The organism is Streptomyces spectabilis (genome assembly GCF_008704795.1).
Lineage (GTDB): Bacteria > Actinomycetota > Actinomycetes > Streptomycetales > Streptomycetaceae > Streptomyces > Streptomyces spectabilis.
The window spans coordinates 3309173-3330422 of record NZ_CP023690.1 but is presented as its reverse complement, the minus strand read 5'-3'; the positions used below and the strand labels follow the sequence as shown (position 1 = coordinate 3330422).

Here is a 21250-nt window from a genome sequence, read left to right as displayed (position 1 = left end):
CCTCGGGTCGGCTGCGCGGACCGGTGCGCTGTGCCTCCCTGAACTCGGGGAGGCACAGCACGGAGTGGCTCAGTTTACGTAGTAGATCGGACGGAGGCCGGGCGCCCACGGCCCGAGTAGGCCGCCGGTGATGCCGCCGGACAGACCTTCGACGGTGTTCTGGCCCGTGGCCTTGGCCATCCCGGCACCCGCCGCGCCACCCCAGAGGGCTCCGGTGACGGCGCCGGCGAAGAGACAAGCGGCTCCCGCGGTCGCGCCGCAGGCGGCTCCGACGGCAACGGTCGCGGCGGCGCCGACGGCGACGCCCACCGCGGTGCTGACTGCTGCCTTGGCCCAGCCGGGCATGCCCCACAAGCCGTTCGGGTCGATCATGTTGGTGGGGTCGCCCGAGGCGTAGAGGTACGGGTTGGTTTCGAGCCCGGCCGGGTCGGGCTGGGTGAAGCGGCCGGTGCGTGGGTCCATGTAGCGGGCCTCGTTGTGGTAGAGGCCGGTCGGGTCCTGGTAGCCGCCGGCGAAGCGGTACGGCTGGGGGACCTTCTCGCTGATATTCCGGGTGACTCCGCGCGGGCTGTAGTCGTACGTGTTGACCTTCGCACCTTGGTCGTTGACGACGGCCCTGGTGGAGCCGATGGCGTCGGTGAGGTAGTAGTACGTGCTCTGCGTCCTCGACGTGGCCTCAGTGCGCAGGGAGTTGAGGTTCCCGCTCGGCTCGCGGACGAAGCTCATGTCCACCCCGGCGGCGGTCTTGGAGGACAGACCGACGGGGCCGTTGTGGAAGGTGGTGCCGCCGAACTGTGTGCGCTCCGACTGGTCGGTGGAGGCGTAACGCCCCTTGAAGTCCTGTCCGCCCTGAGTGAGGGAGGTGAGCTGGGAGAAGTCGTTCCACTGGCCGCCGGTGCGGGCCGACTCCGAGGTCGGGGCGGCCGCGGTCTCGTTCCCGGCCTTGTCATAGGACCAGCCGCTGGTGTCACCGTTCCTGCCGGTGATCTGGGAGGCGTCGTTGTAGGTGTAGGTGGTGCCGCCGGGGCAGCCCGCCTTGGTGCCCTGGGAGGTGAGGTTGCCCGCCTTGTCGTAGCAGTACAGCCAACTGTCGTTGACCGTGGTCCCCTTGGTCTCGACGGTGAAGGTGAGGCGCCCGGCGGAGTCGTAGGTGTAGGCGCGCTTGAGCCCGGCGACGGTGTCGGTCTCGGTGCGGATCCGCATGCCGTCCTTGGTGGTGCCGCCGCTGGTGTACGCGTAGTCGTAGGCGAGGTCGACCAGAGTGCCGGACGGCGAGGTCGCCTTGATGCGCTGCGCGCGGTTGGCCTTGTCCGGAGTGATGGTCTCCACGGTGCCGCCGGGGAAGCTCGTCCTGGTGCGGAAGTCGTTCGCGTCGTACTCGTAGCCGGTCTTCTTGCCCTGTGCGTCGGTGAGGGATTCGAGTTTGTTGACCTTGCTGTAGGTGTACTTCACCGTGCCGGACGGGTCCGTGTACGACTCGACGTTGCCCTCGGCGTAATAGGTCAGGACGGTCTGTGAGCCGTCCTGCAGGGTGCGGATCGTCTCCCGGCTCAGCGGGTCGAAGTCGTACTTGGTGATCCCGGTGGCGTCGGAGCGCTGCTTGAGGTTGCCGTCACCGTCGTAGTCGTAGGTGACGGTCATGTTGGTGCTGGAGACCTTCTTGATGCGGTCGCGGTTGTCGTACACGTAGACGGTCTTGATGCCGCGCCCGTCCACACTGGTCTCCGCACGGCCCAGACTGTCGTAGGTGTAGGTGCTCACACCCAGGGGGCTCGGCGGGGTGACCTTGGACAGATTGCCCTTGGCGTCGTAAGTGACCTTGGTGGTCTTGCCGTTGGCGTCGGTGACCTCGCACCGCTGCCCCTTGAAGCCGCCACAGGTGGGGTCGGCGGGGTTGTAGGTGAAGGAGCGGGTGCCGCCCTGCGCTCCGGCGACGGTTTCCTTGGTGGTGTTGCCCGCGTCGTCGTAGTCGTACGTGACGGCCACGCCGTCGGCGGATGTGATCCTGCCGGGGACGTCCGCGCCGGCGATGGTCTTGTAGCCGGTGAGTGTCGAGGTGGCACCGGTGGGCAGCTTGGCGGAGGTGGGGTTGGAGCGGGTGTCCCAGCCGTAGGCGGTGACGTTGCCCGGGGTGCTGCCCACACCCATCGCGTCCACGGCCGTCTCGACGTTGAGGTTGGCGTCGTAGGTGCGCTCGCGGCTGCGGCCCAGCGCGTCGGTGACCTTCGTGATCTCGCCGTCGGCGGCGTGCGCGTAGGTCGTGGTGTTCCCGGCCGGGTCGGTGACCTTGGTGGTTCCTGCCCTGCCCTCGCCTGCGGTGTAGCCGTAGGTGTATGTCGGTCCGGTCTCGCCGGAGCCGTCGAAGTGAGTGGCCCGCTTCATGGAGGTGACGCGGTTGTCGCCGTCGTAGGTGAAGACCGTCACCCGCCCCTCCGGGGTGGTGATCTTCGTCAGGCGGCGGCTCGTGTCGTAGCCGAACTGCGTGGCCTTGCCCTCGGTGTCGGTGGTCTTGGCCAGGTCGCCCGCGGCGTTGAGGTCGAACACGGCGGTGCGGCCGGAGTTGTCCTTGGCCTGCCACTGCGAGGCGTCGGTCTTGACCAGGTCGACGAAGCGGCCCGAGCGGGACTCGGTGAGCTTGAAGCCCTTGTGCTCACTGCCCTGGTCGTGCTGTTCGACGAGGATGTGGCCGCCGTTGCGGTCGGTCACCTTCACCAGCGTGCCGGAGGCACTGTAGGTGTCCTTGCCGCCGGAGCCGCGTTCGGTCACCGTGTACTCGCCGTTCGAGGATTTCTTCAGGTCCAGGCGGTAGCCCTTGGGGGTGCTGTAGGTGCCGTCCGTCCTCTTGGTGAAGGTGACGGCCCCGCCGGTGGCGTCGTACAGCACCACCTGGCTGTCCTCGATCTGGAGGTAGCGTTCGTAGTTCTGCCACCAGCGCTGCGACACCTTCCCCCACGGGGCGTCCAGGGAGTTGTACGTGCGGGTCAGCTGCAGGGACTGGCCGGCCCCCGCGACCTCGAAGTCGGTCCCGGCGAGCATCAGGTTGCCGGTGGAGTAATTGATGCGGGCCACCAGGGAGTCGGTGACTCGGACGTCGGAGATCTGGTGCCAGGGCACGTCCCCCTGCCCCTTGGGCACCACCGCGGCCACGGCCTTCGCGCCGCGCTCCCGCTTCCCCGTCGCAGTCCGGGCACGCTCCTTCTGCGCCGCCCGCCACGCTGCCACCTCGGGTGACGGCTCACGCTCACGGACCGAGTCCGGAGCCTTCGTCTCGCCGACCTTCACCGGCGGCATCGATGCTTTGGCGCTGCGCTTGCCCCAGGCCGGGGACTCGCCGTCCGGCTCGCCCTGGGCGAAGGCGGCCGGCACGACTCCGGCCAGGAGCGCCACGGCGGCCGAAACCGCCACGACGGTGTGTCTCGCGCGAATCTGCCTACGTCTGCTCAGTGTTCCTGTGGTGCGTGAAGACATGCTTCTCCTCAGGAAGACAGGGCCCGGCGACCCTCGCGGTCGCGGAGCCTTTGCACATTTGCAGTACCTCAGGGAACTCGCACGGACCCGCACCTTGGTTGCCTGCTATTTCAGCCCTGGTATATGCCGTGAAGGGGGCAAGTCGCCCAGGGGCCGACGTGCGTACGCGCGTGGTCGCTCCCCGACCAGCAATGGTTGCTCATGGGAAGCATTGGCTCGAAATCTGCACCCTGTTAAGGCCGCCACCTGGCAGTCCGAGAGGTGCCGGTGGTGGCGTTGACAGTGGGGGTGGGGCGGCGCATCGTCGGTAGCGGTGGATTGTCGGGTTTCGAGCGGTCCTTCGGGGCGTCCCGGTGGTTCGGGGGCGTCGTGTTTCTTCTGGCGGTCCACGTCTCTGTCGCCGTTCCCGTGGGGAGACGGACATGAGTGGACCTTCCGAGCGCCCGGCGGTGCGGTTCGACGCCACGGTGCATCCCGGAGCGGCGAACCGGGATCTCCGTGGGGTCGCCGATCTGGATCTGGACCGGATTCCCGGTCCGGAGGGTGCGGTCCGGGTGCTCGTCTCCGCGGACGACTGCCGGCGGTTGCTGGAGAGCGGCTACGAGGTCCGTCTGCGTGCCCTGGTGCCCGTGCGGCCGCTGGACAGTGAGCTGGTGGAAGGGGACGACGCGGTCAGGGCCTGGTTGGCGGAGCGGCTTCAGGGGGGTGCCTGATGTATCGGACGGTCGCCCAGCTCGATCTCGTGGGCTCGCAGCTCGCCACGTCGTTCCCACAGGTGTGCGCGAGGACCCAGTTGCCCGAACTCTCCCTCCAGGGGCGCCCCGTGTTCGCGCTGCGGCTGCGCGGCGGGCCGGGCGGGAACCGCCGCGGCGTCCTCCTGGTGGGCGGCACGCACGCGCGGGAACTCATGAACCCCGACGCGCTGGTGGAGCTCGCCGTCGACCTCGTCACGAGCTATGTCAACGGCACCGCCGTCGTGTACGGCGGGCGGACCTGGACCGCCCTGGACGTCAAGCTCATTCTGGAGAGCCTCGACGTGTGGATCGTGCCCTGCGTCAATCCCGACGGGCGCCACCGGGTGATGACCGTCGACAACATGTGGCGCGGCAACCTCCGCGACAACCCCGGGACCCCGTGCGACGGGGTCGATCTCAATCGCAACGCGGCGTTCGTGTGGGGTGTGACGGAGGGGCAGACCTCTTGCAGCCCTTGCAGTGGGGTCTTCGTCGGGTCCGGCGCGTTCTCCGAACCGGAGACCCGCAACGTCAAGCATCTGCTCGACACGCGGCACATCCACAGCTTCGCGGACGTGCATTCGTTCTCTGAGCTCGTCCTGTATCCGTGGGGGCACGCCCACAGCCAGACCGACGACCCGGGGCAGCGGTTCACGAGCCTGCCCACCGGCACCTGCGCGCCCATCGGCGTCCCGGGCTACCGGGAGTACATCACCCCCCGCGACCTGCTCCGCTTCACGACGGTCGCGGGGCGGGTCGTCGAGGCGATCGCTGCGGTACGAGGGCGTGCGTACACCCCGCAGACCGGCCGGGCGCTGTACGCCACCACCGGCACGCAGAGCGACTACGCCTACAGCCGACACATCGCGGACCCCGCGCTGCACAAGACGTACGGCTTCACCATCGAGACCGGGCCGCGGGTCGAGACCGTGGAGGACTCCTTCCATCCGCGCGATCCCACCCTCATCAAGCGCGACGCCAAGGCGGGGGTGCTCGCCCTCGCCCAGCAGAGCGTCTGCGCCTTCGACCTGATCGGGGTGCGGCTGCTCGGGCGCCAGACCGAGGTGGACGCGCTGCGCCGGGTCCGCGACGAACAGCTCGCGACCACCGGGGCCGGGCGGGAGTGGATCGCCCTCGTCGAGAGGGTCGAACTGCCGGTCGCCTCCCTGGTGTTGGACGACGAGCGGCTCGCGGGGCGGGCCGCCGCGCTGATCGAGCGCGCGGGGAAACTCGTCGCGGACGCGAAGCTCGTGGTGAGCGACCAGGACGTCGACCAGGGCCTCGCCCTGCTGAGCGAACTCGCCGAGCGGGCCGGGGCAGACGACGAGCAGGTGCGCGTCGACCTCAAGGCGGTCGGCGTGGCCCTCGACCGTGCGCGCGGCGTCTCGGCGGCCGAGGTGGTGAGGGATCTGATGAGCCGGGGGCCGCTGGAGAAGTGACCGGTGAGCAGGGGCTGTTGTGCGGTCCCGGGGCGAGGAGTGGGTTGCTGGGCTGTTGTCGGCCGGTGAGTTGATGCTGTGTCAGGGGCTGGTGCGGCTACCGGAGAGGGTGGTCGTGTCCGCGCCGCGCGCCCAGCGACGTTCGCGCCCGCCGTGCCCTCCGGCGCCCCCGCCGCCCGCCCGACTGTGCCCCAACGCCAAATCCCTGCAAGGGTCTTGGTGGCTCGTCCCAACATGGGCTTCCGCGGGCTCCATATACTTTCGATATATCGAGGAGTCGGCTAGTCGAGGAGTCGGTTATGGTTGCCCCGTTCGACGCGAAGGAGTTTCGGCGGGCCCTCGGCTATCTGCCGACCGGGGTTACGGTCATCACCACCACCGGGGAGTTCGGCGAGCCGGTGGGGATGGCGTGCAATTCCTTCATGTCGGTGTCGTTGAATCCCCCGCTGGTCATGATCTGCGCCGGGAACGAGTCGGCGACGCTCGTCGACCTCCGGCGGAGCGGCGGATTCTGCGTCAATATCCTCGGCAGCGATCAGGGAGACCTGTGCCGGCAGTTCGCGATGAAGGACATCGACCGGTTCGCCGGTGTTCCGTGGACCGACTCGGCCGCCGGTCCTGAATTGAGCGAGGCCATCGCCTGGATGTCGTGTTCCATCGAGGTCGAGCACAACGCCGGGGACCACGTCATCATCATCGCCGAGGTGACCGCGCTGCGGGTCAATCCGGACGAGCCCACGCCGCTGGTGTTCCACCGCGGGAAGTTCGGGTCGTTCCGCGAGGCCGTGGAGCCGCTCGCCGCGCCGGCCGCACGGCCCCGGCAGGCGGTCGGCGGCGGCCACCGCGCAGCACCGGTAGCGCCGGGCGCATACGGATACGCGCGGGGATACGCGTACGGATACGCGCACAGATAAGGGGCGCAAGCCGTCCGTGGCCCGTACCGCGAGTGCGCTCATGAGACGGAACAGGGGTATGCGCTGTCCAGATTCTGGACCGCCGATAAATATCGCCCCCGGAATTCATAGGTCCGGATAGCCGTGCCCTGTCAGGGCCCGGTGCGGTCGTCCGTCGTGCGGGCGGGAGCGCCCGCTGTCCGGGCCTGGCCCCGCGTGATCATCGAATTCATCGCCTTCCCGCAGGTCAGTGCGGGGTGGGTGAAATAGCGGAATCAGGCGTTCGGCGTTCTTGGCCGCGCCCTCTCTGCCGCTTTGGTTGCCGGGGCGAAGGCGCGAAGAGCGCTGCGGAAACGATTCTTCTTTTCGCATGTCACCCATCGGTACAGAGAAGTGAATAAACCAGACTTACGTCGGCAACTCCGACTCATGGCACCTGGCTCATCGGGGGTGAGTCCTATACATTGGCGCATTGGTAGAAACATCGAACACCGCTCAGGCAGACCATCCCCTCCTGGGGGAATTGGAGGGGATACTTAGTGAACTTGGAGCGCCTTTGTTTCCCAAGCCGGTCGCTGGGGTTTTTGAAGTTTATGAATGGAGTTTAGACAGGGACGGCTTCGCCGTCGACGACATCGCACACGAGCTGGGCTTCCATCCTGCCCAAAGTGAGGAGATCGTCGCCAAGCTCCTGGAGCTCCAGCTCGTCCAGCCGTCCCGGGACCGGGACGCCTGGTTCATTCCGACGGATCCGGGCATCGCCTCTTCGCAGCTCCTGAACCAGGGCGAACTCGATCTGCTCGAACGCAAGCTGGCGGTGGGCCAGCTCAGAAACGATCTGGCGCGACTCTCGCTCCTCTTCCGGTCGAGCAAGTTCGGCAGCCAATATACAAACTCGTTCGACATTGTGAAAGTGCCAGAGACGGTCAGATTGCTGCTGTCGGAGGCGGCGGCGAACAGTTCCCAGGAAGTCGTCTGCATGCAGCCGGGCAGCGGATGGCCCGCCGACGATCTGGTCGAGGCACAGACCCAGGACTTCCAGATGCTCCAGCGGGGGGTGCGTCTGCGAGTCCTTTACCAGCACGCCGCCCGGTTCGACACGCCCACCCGCGAGCACGCGGGAAAGCTGATCGAATCCGGCGCCGAGATCCGCACGGCGGGTGCGCTCTTCGGGAAGATCGTCATCTTCGACCGCACGGCCGCCTACATACCGGCGAGCGGTGAGGACGGCGGTGCCGTCGTCGTGCAGGAGCGCTCGCTCATCGACTTCCTGCACTCCTGCTTCGAGCACGTCTGGGCCACCGCGAAGGAGTTCGACACCCGGCGCGCGGAAATCGATGTCATCGGCGGCGACATGAAAAAGGAGATCGTCAAGATGCTGATCTCCGGGGCCAAGGACGAAGCCATCGCCCGGCGTCTTGGCGTGTCGGTCCGCACCTGCCGTAAACACATTGGTCAGGTCATGCAGATGTTCGGCGCGACGAGCCGATTCCAGTTCGGCTATCTGGTGAAGGAGGCGAACCTCGAAGAGGACGTCTGACGCGCGCCCCGCTGACAGCTGACGCGCAACCCGACGACGCCGCGCGGCGTCTGGCTTTACGCAACACGGCCGGACGTCGCGCGGTCGCGCGCCGCCCCGGGGCCCCGGCCCGCCCCCGCCGCAACGGCCGCCCTGCCCCGAGCCTTCCATGTGCCCAGGTGGAACGGGGTTCGGGGGAGGTTCCTCAAGTGGAAGTGCAGCTTGATGAGCGGGCTGCGGGGTGGAGCCGCCGAGCGTTCTGTCAGACACTGTGGGCCGTTGCAACAGCGCAACCGCGGAGTTGTTCACTGAACACCAAGGGGGCCGCGTTCATCCATGCATTCCTCGTTTCGCAGGTCGGTCGGTAGCCGTACATGTGGTGCTTCCGGCGTCGCCGCGACGGGGTAATCTGCGCGCAGGGCGATGCCCACGAGTTTCGTGGGACTTAACCCGTGCGACTCGATTGTTTAATACTTCTTGGTTATTGCTTTGGATCGAGTGCCGTAAAGTCCTTGCGGCAGAGTGCTCTATAGTCGGCGCTGCGAAATGTGCGGCCCTGCCGACCTGACGATCCATTTCCCTGTTCGCCTGCATCAAGCGCGATTCTCTGAATTCGGACATTTTCTTCCGGAAAATCCTTGTCGGACGTAAAGCTGAGGTGTGCTCAATGAGCGGGTCTGTCGTGTGTGCCGCCGGTCGGGGGCCGGGAAAGCCCCCGGCCGCTCGGGGACGGACGGGCGTGATCGCCCGATGACCGGGAACGGGGGAGAGCAGCGGCTCGCGGTCTTCGGCGCGGGCGTGATGGGCATCGGCATCGCGACGCTCGCGATCGGCCGCGGCGTGCCGGTCACGCTGGTGGACGTGGACCAGGCGCGCCTGGGCACGGCCCGCCGCAGGATCCGCGACGAGCTCCGGCTCGCCCAGATGATGGGCGCCCTGCCGAGGAGCGGCCCCACCGGCGAGCTCCAGTTCGCCGAATCCGTGGCCGCCGCGGCGGACGCGACCTGGGTGATCGAGGCCATCACCGAGGTCGCCGAGCTGAAGACCAAGGTGCACCGGGAGATCGCCGCCGCGGTGGCCCCCGGCACGCTGCGGGTCACCAACACCTCGTCCATCCCGGTCGACGAGCTGGCAGGGCAGGTCCCCGCCCCCGAGGAGCTCGCCGGCATCCACTTCATGAACCCGCCGTACCTGATCGGCACGCTGGAGGTCGTCCGCGGGCCGCGTACGTCGGAGCGGACGATGACGGCCGTCCAGGAGCTGCTCGCCGTCCTGGGCCGCAAGGGCATCGTCGTCGGCGACGGCCCCGGCTTCGTCACCAGCCGGGTGCTGCACCGCATGATCAACGACGCGGCGAACGTCGTCGAGGAGGGCCGGGCCACCGCCGAGGACGTCGACGCCCTGATGGAGGGCTGCCTCGGACACCCGACGGGCCCGCTGCGGACCGCCGACCTGATCGGCATCGACAACCTCGTCGACTCCCTGTGGGTGCTGCACGAGCGCACCGGGGACGAGGGCTGCCGCCCCAGCGAGCTGCTCCTGCGCAAGGTCGCCGAAGGCAACCACGGCCGCAAGACCGGGCGTGGCTTCTACGAGTACGAGGTCCGCTGATGGCCGGTCAGGTACAGCTCGACGAGGGTGTCCTCGACTATGTGCGCTCGGTGTCGCTGCGCGACGACGAGATCCTGCGCGACCTGGTGAACGAGACGGCGTTCATGCCGTCCCTGAACGCCATGGTGACCATGCCCGAGGAGGGGCAGCTGCTCGCCCTCCTCGTCGGTCTCACCGGTGCCTCCCGGGTCCTGGAGATCGGCACGTTCACCGGCTACAGCACGCTGTGCATGGCGCGGGCGCTGCCGCCCGGCGGGCGGATCGTCACCTGCGACATCAGCGAGCGCTGGACGAAGATCGCACGGCGGTACTGGGAGCGCGCCGGGGTCGGCGACCGGATCGAGCTGCGGCTCGGCGACGGCGCCGAGACCATGGCGGCGCTGCTCGCCGAGCACGGCCCCGAGACCTTCGACCTGGTCTTCGTCGACGCCGACAAGACCGGCTACGCCCGCTACTACGAAGAGGCGCTGACGCAGCTGCGGCCCGGCGGCCTCGTCGTGCTCGACAACACCCTCTACTTCGGCCGGGTCGCGGACCCCGAGGCGCACGACGCCGACACCGAGGCCATCCGCGCGCTCAACGCCGCACTCCACGTCGACAGCCGGGTGGAGCTCTCGCTGCTCCCGATGGCGGACGGCATCACATTGGCACGCAAGAACAAGGCGCAGTGAGAAAGGGACTTCCCATGACGGACTCGACAACGGAACTGCCCGTCGCCGCCATCGAGCAGCAGATCGGCGCGTTCCTTGAGGCCAAGACCAAGATGACCTGGGAGCCGGAGGTGGACCTGTTCGCCTCGGGAGCGGTCTCCTCGCTCTTCGCGATGGAGCTCGTGGTGTTCGTGGAGAGCACCTTCGACGTCGAGGTGGAGGGCCCGGACCTCGCCCTGGACAACTTCCGCACCCTGCGCACCATGAGCGCGCTCGTGACCCGGCTGCGCGTCGGGGGCACCGGTGCTTGACACGCTGACGGCGCTGGTGACCGAGACGGTCGGCGACGCCGCGGGCGAGTGGGACGTGACGGGCGAGATCCCCCTCGGCGTGCTGCGCGGCCTCGCCGCCAAGGGCGTGCTGTGCGCGGAGGCGAAGCCGGAGTTCGGCGGCCTCGGCCTGTCCGGCCTGGACAACGCCGAACTCACCGCGCACACCGGGGCGCTGTGCAGTTCGCTGCGGTCCGTGATGACCTCGCAGGGCATGGCCGCCTGGACGCTCCAGCGGTTCGGCGACAAGGCGCAGCGCGCTCAGTACATCGGCCGCCTCACCGGCGGCGACCTGGCCGCCGTGGCGTTCAGCGAGCCGGGCGCCGGCAGCGATCTCGCCGCGATGAGCACCGAGATCCGCCGCGACGGCGATGACATCGTCGTCAACGGCACCAAGACGTGGATCACGGTCGCCGGATACGCCGATCTGATCCTGGTGTTCGGCCGTCACGAGGGCGGCGGCGCCGTCGCCGTGGTGCCCACGACGGCGCCCGGCGTCCAGGTCACCCGGGTGCCCGAACCCCTCGGCTGCCGCGCCGCGGGACACGCCACCGTCCAGCTCGACGACGTACGGCTGCCCGCCGGTCATCTGCTCGCGGTGGCGGGCCAGCCGGTCGTCATGCTGACCACCATCGCGCTCACCTACGGCCGGCTCTCGGTGGCCTGGGGCTGCGTCGGGATCCTGCGCGCCTGCCTCACGGCCGTCGCCCGGCACGTCACGACGCGCGAGCAGTTCGGCAAGCCCCTGCTCCAGCACCAGCTCGTCGCCCGGCACCTGGCCGAGCTCTACGCCGCCGAGCGGACGGCGACGCTCGCCTGCGAGCGGGCGAGCGCCGCCTGGGACAGCGGTTCGCCGGAGCAGGTGCCCGCGTCGGTCCTCGCCAAGCACGTCGCGGCCCAGAACGCGGCCCGCGGCGCGGCCGCCGCGGTGCAGGTGCTCGCCTCCGCGGGCGCGGTGGGCGGCCACGTGGTGGAACGGGCCTTCCGGGACGCCAAGTTGATGGAAGTCATCGAGGGCAGCAACGAGATCTGCCAGCTGATACTCGCCGAGCACGCCGCCGCGGCGGCGGCCTGAGCGGTCCCACGGAACGGGGGAGCGAACATGTCAGAAGCACAACCGATCGTGAAGTGCCTGGTCTGGGATCTCGACAACACCCTGTGGCAGGGCACACTCGTCGAGGACGGCCACGTGGAGGTCGACGACACCCTCCGCAAGGTCGTGACGGAGCTCGACGCCCGCGGCGTACTGCAGGCCGTGTCGAGCCGCAACGACCACGACGAGGCGTGGGCGAAGCTGGAGGAGCTCGGCCTCGCCGAGTACTTCGTCCTTCCGCACATCGGCTGGGGCCCGAAGTCGGATTCGGTGCGCAGCATCGCCGAGCGCCTCAACTTCTCGCTGAAGACGATCGCGTTCATCGACGACCTGCCCACCGAGCGCGCCGAGGTCGCCTACCACCTGCCCGAGGTGCGGTGCTACCCGGCCGAGCAGGCGGGCCAGCTGCTCGGTCTGCCCGAGTTCAGCCCGCCGGTGGTCACCGTCGACGCGCGCAGACGCCGCGAGATGTACCAGGCCGGGTTCCAGCGGGACCTCCAGCGCGAGGAGTACCAGGGCGCCGACGAGGAGTTCCTGCGCTCGCTCGACCTGGTGATGCGCATCGGCAAGGCCAGGGACGAGGAGATCACCCGGGTCGAGGAACTGACCCTGCGGACCAGCCAGATGAACGCGACCGGCGTGCACTACTCGGACGCCGCGCTGCGCTCCCTGCTCACCGACGAGGACCACGAGGTGCTCGTGGTCTCCATGGCCGACCGCTTCGGACCGCACGGCGCCGTCGGGGTCATGCTGATCGAGAAGACGCCGGGCGCCTGGCGCATCAAGCTGCTCGCCACCTCGTGCCGGGTCGTCTCCTTCGGCGCGGGCGCGGTGCTGCTGCGCTGGCTCACCGACGCCGCCGCGCGCGCCGGGGTGCACCTCGTCGCCGACTTCAGGCGTACCGAACGCAACCGGATGATGGAGGTCGCGTACCGGTTCGCGGGGTTCACCGCCGCCGCGTGCGACTGCCTGGCCCCGTTCGCTCCGCCCGAGGGAACCGAGTGCCTGCATCTGGAGCCGGTCCGCCAGGACCCGCCGACGACCCTGCGCGTCCTCGCCCCCGCCCCGCTCGTCGGCGGGCGCGAGGCGGAGTGGCGGTAGGCGGGGACAGCACGCACGGCTGACGTGAACAAGCACGATCTACGGGGGACGTCTTGCAGTTCTTGGTTCTTGGCCCGTTGCAATTGATGGACAACGAGAAGCCGATCGCGCTCGGCGGCGACCGCCGGCGGGCGACGCTCGGCCTGCTGCTGCTCAACGCCAACCGGGAGGTGGCGACCAGCAAGCTCCTCGACGGGCTGTGGGGCACCGACGACACGCCCGTCACGGCGCGCAAGGTCCTGCAGAACGCCGTGCGCGGCCTGCGCGTCACGTTCGCCGAGCACGCGCGGGGCGACGCCCGCCCGCCTGCCCTGCTGACGTGCGCGCACGGCTACCAGCTGCAAGTCGACCCCGAGCAGGTCGACATGTTCCGCTTCCACCGCCTCGCGCAGGCGGGGCGCGCGGACCTCGCGGCCGCACGGCCCGGCGCCGCGGCCCGCACCCTGCGCGAGGCGCTCGCCCTGTGGCGCGGGCGGGCCCTCGCCGACCTCGTCGAGTCCGGGCACTCCTGGGCGGAGCTCACCGCCCTGGAGAACGCGCGCCTCGACGTGATGGAGGACTACTACGAGGCCGAGCTGGCGAACGGCCGCCACCAGGCCGTCCTCAGCGACCTGGAGGCCATGGTCGAGGCCGAGCCGCTGCGGGAGCGGGCGTGCCACCAGCTCATGCTCGCGCTGTACCGCGGCGGCCGGCAGGCCGACGCCCTCGCCGCCTACCGGCGGGTGCGGGTGCGGCTCGCCGAGCAGTTCGGGCTCGAACCCGGCCGGGAGCTGCGCCTGTTGCAGCACGCGATCCTGGTGCACGACCCGGCCATCGCGGCGCCCGCCGCACCCGCGCGCCCGGTGGTGATCGCGGGGCTCGGGCAGGAGAGCGAGCCGCGCGAGCACCCTGCCGCCCGGCCGGTCCAGCTCATCCCGGCGCAGCGCACCATCGGCCGGAGCAGCGTCAGCACCGTGCTGATCCGCGCCGACTACGCCACCGGAAGCCGGGTCGGCGACGTCGGCAGGGCCCTGGAGCGCACCGCGCGGATCGTGCACGAGGAGGTGGGGCGGCTCGGCGGCGTGGTCGCCGGGTCGACCGGCTCCGTCACCCTCGCCCTCTTCAGGTCCGCGCCGCCGCGCGACGAGGGCTCCGACCAGGCGGCCGAGCGCGCGGTCCGGGCCGCCATGGCGCTGCGGCAGCGCATCTGCTTCGACGTACCGGACGGCGAACGGCCCGCCCTGCGCGTCGCGGTGGCGACGGGCGAGATGCGGATGCGCCCCGGCGGCCCCGTACGGGAGCCGCTGCCCGTCAACGGCGCGCTGCTCGTCGACAGCGAGTCCCTGCTCCAGGCCGCCGAGGACACGGAGATCGTGGTGTGCGGCCGCACCAGGAGACTGACCGGATCGGCGATCGCGTACGGCCGCGAGGGCGGTCCCCGGCCCCGCTGGGCGGTCAAGGGGCGCTACCGCGACTCCTTCGGCCGGGCGGAGGTCCTCGACCGCGAGCCCGAACTCGGCGTCCTCAACAGCCTCCTGGAGCGGGTCCGCCGCCGCTCCCGGCCGCATCTCGTGCTGGTGCTCGGCGCCCCGGGCATCGGGAAGTCACCGCTGCTCGCGGCGTTCGAGCGGCGGGTGGAGAACGCGGCGACCGTACGGCTCTCCACCGTCGGGCCCGCGAGCCTGCCGCACGTGGCGCGGCTCGCCGGGCACGGCCCCCTCGTGGTGTTCGCCGACGATCTGCACCGGGCCGACCACGCGATCCTGGAGTTCGTCGAGGGCCTCCTCGACGCGCCGCAGCCGCTGCCGGTGCTCGTGGTCGCCGCGGCCCGCCCCGAGCTGTTCCGCAGGCGCCCCGACTGGGGCGCGGGCCAGCGGCACGCCACCCGGCTGACCCTCGAACCGGTGGCGGCCGAACCGCGCGTCGAGGCGGCCCGGGCCCGTCAGCTGGCGAGGCTCTGCCATGTCGCCAGTTGAGAACGCGCCCGCCCATTGGTCCCGGGGGCCAAATTCGCCGCCCGGTCCGGTGTTCTCGAACCCGGCTGCACACCACCCCCGCAAGGTTGACTGGCCGAGCTTCAGTACCCGGCCGGAGGAGTGACGAGACGATGGAGAACGAGGGCAGGCTGCGGAACTACCTCAAGCAGGCCGTCGGGGAGCTGCAGGACACGCGCGAGCGCCTGGCGGACCTGGAGCGGGCGGCCAGCGAGCCGATCGCGATCGTCGGCATGGCCTGCCGCTTCCCGGGCGGCGTCAGCTCGCCGGACGGCCTGTGGGACCTGGTGGCCGAAGGCCGGGACGCCATCGGCGCCTTCCCCGCCGACCGCGGCTGGGACGTCGAAGGACGCTACGACCCGAACCCCGGCGTGCCGGGCACCTACTACGCCCGCGGCGGCGGATTCCTGTACGAGGCGGCCGAGTTCGACGCCGAGTTCTTCGGGATATCCCCCAGGGAAGCCCTCGCGATGGACCCCCAGCAGCGGCTGCTCCTGGAGACGTCGTGGGAGGCCCTGGAGCGGACCGGTGTCGACCCGCAGACGCTGCGGGGCAGCGACACCGGCGTGTTCGTGGGCCTGATGGGCCACGGCGGCCAGCGCTACGGGCTCGGCGCGGAGGAGTCCGGGCAGGGCGGCGACGGCTTCGGCGGGACCGGCAGCGCGGCCAGCGTCGCCTCCGGCCGGATCGCCTATCTGCTCGGCCTCGAAGGGCCCGCGCTCACGGTCGACACGGCGTGCTCCTCGTCGCTCGTGACGATGCACCTGGCCAGTCGCGCGCTGCGCGGCGGCGAGTGCTCGCTCGCGCTCGCCGGGGGAGCGGCGGTGATGGCGACCCTGGACACCTTCGTGGAGTTCAGCAGGCAGCGCGGCCTCGCCGAGGACGGCCGCTGCAAGGCGTTCTCCGCCGCCGCTGACGGCACGGGCTGGTCCGAGGGCGCGGGCATGGTGGTCCTGGAGCGGCTCTCCGACGCCCAGCGGCTCGGGCACCGGGTGCTCGCGGTGATCCGGGGCAGCGCGGTGAACTCCGACGGCGCCTCCAACGGCCTGACCGCGCCCAACGGCCCCGCGCAGCAGCGCGTCATCCGCCAGGCCCTCGCCGACGCGGGCCTCACCGCCGCCGACGTGGACGCCGTGGACGCGCACGGCACCGGCACCCGCCTCGGCGACCCGATCGAGGCGCAGGCCCTGCTCGCCACGTACGGCCAGGAGCGCCCGGAGGGGCAGCCGCTGTGGCTCGGCTCCCTGAAGTCCAACATCGGGCACACCCAGGCCGCCGCCGGAGTCGGCGGCGTCATCAAGATGACCCTCGCGCTGCGGCACGGCGTCCTGCCGAGGACGCTGCACGCGGAGGAGCCCTCGCCCGCCGTGGACTGGGAGTCGGGCGCGGTGGAGCTGCTCACCGAGGCGCGCGACTGGCCCGCGAGCGACCGGCCGCGGCGCGCCGCGGTGTCGGCGTTCGGCATCAGCGGCACCAACGCCCACCTGATCATCGAGCAGGCGCCGGAGCCGGAGGCCCCGACGGACCCCGCGCCCGCGCCGCGGCCCGACGCCGCCGCCCTGCCGCTGCTCCTGTCCGCCTCCTCCACGGCCGCGCTCGCGGCCAGGGCGGAGCAACTGCACGCCCTCGTCGCCGCGGAGCCCGGCGCGCCCGTGGCCGCCGCGCTCGCCACGCGCGCGCCGCTGCTGGCCCAGCGCGCGGCCGTGACCGGCGCCGACGCCCCGGCGGGCCTGCTGGCCCTGGCCGAGGGACGGCCGTCGCGGGACGTCCTGACCGGTGCCGCGCGCCCGCGCGGCAAGACGGTGTTCGTCTTCCCGGGACAGGGCTCGCAGTGGTCGGGCATGGCGCTCGACCTGTACCGCGATGCGGACGTCTTCCGCGCCCAACTGGACGACTGCGCCGCCGCCTTGAAGCCGTACGTCGACTGGGACCTCCTCGACGCGCTCGCCGGGCCCCTCGACCGCGTCGACGTGGTCCAGCCCGCCCTGTGGGCCGTGATGATCTCGGTCACCGCGCTGTGGCGCCACCACGGCGTGCGCCCCGACGCGGTCATCGGCCACTCCCAGGGTGAGATCGCCGCCGCGTACGTCGCCGGAGCGCTCTCCCTGGAGGACTCCGCGGCCGTCGTCGCCCTGCGCAGCAAGGCCATCACCCGGCTCGCGGGCACCGGCGGCATGGCGTCCGTCCAGCTCCCGCAGGCGCAGACGGAGCGGCGGATCGAGGCGTACGGCGGCTCCGTGGAGGTCGCCGCGGTCAACGGGCCCGGCAGCACGGTCGTCTCGGGCACGCCCGAGGACCTGGCCGACCTCGTCGCCTCCTGCGAGGCCGACGGGGTACGCGCCCGCCTCATCCCGGTGGACTACGCCTCGCACTCGGCCCACGTCGAAGCCCTGCGCGAGGAGATCCTCACCGCGCTCTCCGGCATCACCCCCGTCCCTGCCCGGGTTCCGTTCCACTCCACCGTCACCGACGAGGTCGTGGCCGGTCCCGAGCTCGACGCCGCGTACTGGTACGGCAATCTGCGCAGGACCGTCGGCTTCGCCCAGGGCACGCGCGCCCTGCTCGACCAGGGACACGGCGTGTTCGTCGAGGTCAGCGCGCACCCCGTACTCGTGAACTCCATCGCGGAGACCGTCGAGGAGGCGGCTGCCGCCGACGCGGTCGTCCTGGAGTCGCTGCGCCGCGACGACGGCGGCACGGCCCGCTTCCACACCGCCCTCGCCAAGGCGTACGTCCACGGCGTCGACGTCGACTGGCGGATCGCGCCCGCCACGCCCGCCGTCGCGGAGCTGCCCACCTACCCCTTCCAGCGCAGCCGCTACTGGCTCCAGGAGCCCACCGCCGTCGGCGACACCTCGGCCCTCGGTCTGCGCCCCGCGGACCACCCGCTGCTCGGCGCCGCCCTGCGCCCGGCCGACGCGGACACGCTCGTCCTCACCGGTCGGCTCTCCCGCGGCGCGCAGCCGTGGCTGACGGAGCACGGGCTCGGCACGTCCGTGCTCCTTCCGGGCACGGCCCTGGTCGAACTGGCCCTGCACGCCGGGGACCGGGTCGGCCTCGGACACCTGGCCGAGCTGACCCTGCACGCGCCGGTCGTCCTCGACGCCGACCTCGACCTCCAGGTGCTCATCGGCGCGGACACCGGCGACGGGCGGCCCGTGAGCCTGCACACCAGCCCCGGCGGGGCGGACGACTGGACCCGGCACGCCACGGGCCTGCTGACCGACGAGGGCCCCGCCGCGCCCGGGGAGCTGACGGCCTGGCCGCCGCCCGGCGCCACCGCCGTACCCCTCGACGGGTTCTACGAGTCCCTCGCCGAGCGCGGCTACGCCTACGGCCCCGCCTTCCGCGGCGTGCGCGCCGCGTGGCGGGACGGCGACGTGCTGTACGCCTCCGTGGCGCTGCCCGACGAGCAGGACGTGACCGGCTTCGGCCTGCACCCCGCGCTGCTCGACGCCGCGCTGCACGTGGCGGGCCTCGCCGGGACCGAAGGCGTCAGGATCCCCTTCAGCTGGAGCGAAGTGCGCCTGCACGCCACCGGCGCCCGGACCGTGCGGGTCCGTCTCACCCCGGAAGGGGCCGACGCGGTCGCCGTCCTGGTCACCGACGAGGCCGGGCAGGCCGTGGCCTCGGTCGGCGAACTGGCGCTGCGCCCGGTGGACGTGGCCGCGCTCGGGCACAAGCGCGCGGACACCTCGGCCCTGTTCGGCCTGGACCTGGTGCCCGTCGAGCTGCCGGAGCCGCCCGCCGGGCCGACCTGGGTCACGCTCGCCGCCGACGGCGGGGGCCGCCCGGCCGCGCCGGTGTCGGCGACGGCCGCGCTGTGGACGTGCCCCGACGGCGACCTGGAGGACGTCGTCGACCGGACGCTGCACGTCGTACGGGAGTGGCTCGCCGAGCCGCACCTCACCGACGTCCCGCTCGTCGTCCTCACCCGTGCCGACGCGCTCGCCCACCGCGCGGTGACCGGGCTTCTGCGCACCGCGCGCAGCGAACACCCGGGCCGCCTGCGCCACATCGACATCGACGACCACCCCCTCGCGCGGGCCGCGCTGCCCGCGGCGATGGCCGCCGACCACCCGGAGCTGACCCTGCGCGGCGCGTCCGCCGCCGTGCCCCGGCTCACCCGCGCCGCCGCGTCCCCGGCCCTCGCGGAGCCGGACGAGCGGCCGTGGCGCCTGGGCCTGACCTACCGCGGCGACCTCGACAGCCTGTCGCTCACGCCGTGCCCCGAGGTGCTGCGCCCGCTGCAGCCGGGCGAGGTCCGGGTCGCGGTGCGCGCGGGCGGCCTGAACTTCAAGGCCGTGCTCCTCGAACTCGGCATGGTGGCCCGGGACGAGTGGTCGTCCCTCGGCGAGGGCGCGGGCATCGTCCTGGAGACCGGCGCCGACGTCACCGGGCTCATCCCCGGCGACCGGGTGATGGGCCTGTTCACCGGCGGCCTGGGCACGGTCACCGTCACCGACCGCAGGCTGGTCGCCCCGATGCCGAAGCGCCTGACGTTCGCGCAGGCCGCCGGTGTGCCGGTGGTGTACCTGACGGCGTACTACGGCCTCGCGGACCTGGCCGGGCTCACGGCGGGCGAGTCGCTGCTGCTGCACGCGGCGACCGGCGGCATGGGCTTCGCCTCCCTCCAGCTCGCCCGGCACTGGGGCGCCGAGGTCTACGGCACCGCCAGCGCCGGCAAGCGGGACGTGCTGCGCGCCTGGGGCTTCGACGACGACCACCTCGCCGACTCCCGCAGCCTCGGCTACGCCGAGCACTTCGGGAAGGCCACCGGCGGCCGGGGCGTCGACGTGGTGCTCAACTCGCTGGCGCACGAGCACGTCGAGGAGTCCCTCGCCCTGCTGCCGCGCGGCGGCCGGTTCGTGGAGATGGGCAAGACCGACATCCGCGACGCCGACGAGATCGCGGCGGCACACCCCGGCGTGCGGTACCGGGCGTTCGACGTGATGGAGGCCGGGTTCGACCGCATCGCCGAGATCCTTGAGGAGATCCGCGTCCTGTTCGACGCGGGCGCGCTGCGGCCGATGCCGCTCACCACGTACCCCGTCCACCGCGCCCCCGAGGCGTTCCGGTACCTGAGCCAGGCACGGCACGTCGGCAAGATCGTCCTCACCCTTCCCGCGCCGGCAGACCCCGAGGGCACGGTCCTCGTCACCGGCGGCACCGGAGTGCTCGGCGGCCTCGTCGCCCGGCACCTGGTCGCCGAACACGGCGTACGGAGGCTGCTGTTGACGAGCAGGCGCGGTCCGGCGGCCGACGGCGTGGACGCCCTGGTCGCGGACCTGCGGGCCGCGGGCGCCGAGGTGGACGTGGTGGCGTGCGACGTCTCCGACCGGGATTCCGTAGCGGACCTCGTGCGCTCCGCGCACCGGCTCACCGGCGTGGTGCACGCGGCGGGCGTCCTGTCCGACGGCGTCCTGGAGGCCCTGACGCGGGACGACCTCGACGCCGTGCTGCGGACGAAGGCGCGCTCCGCGTGGTACCTGCACGAGCTGACGCAGGATCACGACCTGTCCCTGTTCGTACTCTTCTCCTCCGTCGCCGGAGTGCTCGGCAGCGCGGGCCAGGGCGGCTACGCCGCGGCCAACGCCTATCTCGACGGCCTCGTGGAGCACCGCCGCGGCCTCGGCCTGCCGGGCACGTCGATCGCGTGGGGCCTGTGGGCGCGGGAGAGCGCCATGACCGGCCATCTGAGCGAGGGCGACAAGGAACGCCTGGCCCGGATGGGCCTCGGCGCGATCGACGACGAGCAGGGCCTCGCCCTGTTCGACGCGGCGCTCGGCCTGCACCGCCCGCTGGCGGTCGCGGTGCCCGTGGACGTGGCCCGGCTGCGGGAGAGCGGACAGCCGGTGCCGGAGCTCCTCACGGGCCTCGACCCGGCCACGCAGGTCCGGCGGCGCGTCGTGGCGTCGACGGCGGCCGCCACCCAGGCGGACCGGCTCGTCGAGCTGCCCGAGCGGCAGCGGCGCAAGGAACTCCTGGACCTCGTACGGGAGTCCGCGGCGGTCGTGCTCGGCCACGGCACGGCCGACGCGGTCGACGAGGACAGCGCGTTCAAGGAGCTGGGCTTCGACTCGCTCACGGCGGTGGAGCTGCGCAACCGCCTCGGCAACGCCACGGCGCTGCGGCTGCCGCCGACGGTCGTCTTCGACCATCCGACACCGGCCGGGCTCGCCGCGTTCCTCGACGGACTGCTCGTGCCCGCCGCGGAGACGACCGTGGGGTCGCTGGTGACCGAACTCGACCGGCTCGCCGTGGCCGACCTCGACGAGGACGAGCGGGGACTGCTCACCAAGGGACTGCAGGAGGTCCTGCGCCGCCTCGCGGCGCCGACCGAAGCAGGCGGGGAGGAACGGGACTTCACCGAGGCCTCCGACGACGAAATCTTCGACTTCATCGACGGCGAACTCGACATCGCGTGATCTCGCCCGTTC

Annotated in this window: 11 protein-coding genes and 1 pseudogene; 11 read left to right on the top strand and 1 reads right to left on the bottom strand. The window is 71.5% G+C overall.

Going from position 1 to position 21250, the window contains the following annotated elements:
* Window positions 1-69: 69 nt before the first annotated feature.
* Window positions 70-3291, bottom strand: a complete 3222-nt coding sequence (locus CP982_RS14325) for an RHS repeat-associated core domain-containing protein (RefSeq protein ID WP_150515478.1) — start codon at window positions 3289-3291, stop codon at window positions 70-72.
* 599 nt (window positions 3292-3890) lie between these two features.
* Here CP982_RS14325 and CP982_RS14320 point away from each other — a divergent pair.
* The 11 genes and pseudogenes from CP982_RS14320 to CP982_RS14270 form a co-directional block, all read left to right on the top strand.
* The gene (locus CP982_RS14320) at window positions 3891-4181 is read left to right on the top strand and encodes a hypothetical protein (protein WP_150510888.1); all 291 of its coding nucleotides are present in this window, start codon (window positions 3891-3893) and stop codon (window positions 4179-4181) included.
* Window positions 4181-5641: a M14 family zinc carboxypeptidase gene (locus CP982_RS14315; protein WP_150510887.1), complete on the top strand. Its 1461-nt coding sequence runs from the start codon at window positions 4181-4183 to the stop codon at window positions 5639-5641. Before CP982_RS14320 ends, CP982_RS14315 begins: the two co-directional genes overlap by 1 nt.
* Before the next feature lie 299 nt (window positions 5642-5940).
* Window positions 5941-6555, top strand: coding sequence for a flavin reductase family protein (locus CP982_RS14310; protein ID WP_150510886.1), 615 nt, complete (start codon window positions 5941-5943; stop codon window positions 6553-6555).
* A gap of 535 nt (window positions 6556-7090) precedes the next feature.
* Entirely contained in the window at window positions 7091-8074 is a 984-nt protein-coding gene (locus CP982_RS14305) for a helix-turn-helix domain-containing protein (protein WP_150510885.1), read from the top strand.
* A gap of 729 nt (window positions 8075-8803) precedes the next feature.
* The gene (locus CP982_RS14300) at window positions 8804-9664 is read left to right on the top strand and encodes a 3-hydroxyacyl-CoA dehydrogenase family protein (protein ID WP_150510884.1); all 861 of its coding nucleotides are present in this window, start codon (window positions 8804-8806) and stop codon (window positions 9662-9664) included.
* On the top strand, window positions 9664-10335 hold the full coding sequence (locus CP982_RS14295; protein ID WP_150510883.1) for an O-methyltransferase: 672 nt from the start codon (window positions 9664-9666) through the stop codon (window positions 10333-10335). The genes CP982_RS14300 and CP982_RS14295 overlap by 1 nt, the downstream gene beginning before the upstream one ends.
* 14 nt (window positions 10336-10349) lie before the next feature.
* Complete coding sequence (locus CP982_RS14290; RefSeq protein ID WP_030680036.1) at window positions 10350-10625, top strand: acyl carrier protein; 276 nt, start codon at window positions 10350-10352, stop codon at window positions 10623-10625.
* Window positions 10618-11718, top strand: coding sequence for an acyl-CoA dehydrogenase family protein (locus CP982_RS14285; protein ID WP_150510882.1), 1101 nt, complete (start codon window positions 10618-10620; stop codon window positions 11716-11718). The genes CP982_RS14290 and CP982_RS14285 overlap by 8 nt, the downstream gene beginning before the upstream one ends.
* Before the next feature lie 27 nt (window positions 11719-11745).
* Window positions 11746-12837 (top strand): HAD-IIIC family phosphatase, encoded by a 1092-nt coding sequence (locus CP982_RS14280; RefSeq protein WP_150510881.1) that lies wholly within the window; start codon window positions 11746-11748, stop codon window positions 12835-12837.
* Window positions 12838-12923: 86 nt separating this feature from the next.
* Window positions 12924-14792, top strand: a complete 1869-nt coding sequence (locus tag CP982_RS14275) for a BTAD domain-containing putative transcriptional regulator (RefSeq protein ID WP_150510880.1) — start codon at window positions 12924-12926, stop codon at window positions 14790-14792.
* Between the two features lie 158 nt (window positions 14793-14950).
* Window positions 14951-21238, top strand: a pseudogene (locus tag CP982_RS14270) (type I polyketide synthase); the annotation flags it as partial.
* Window positions 21239-21250: the final 12 nt, after the last annotated feature.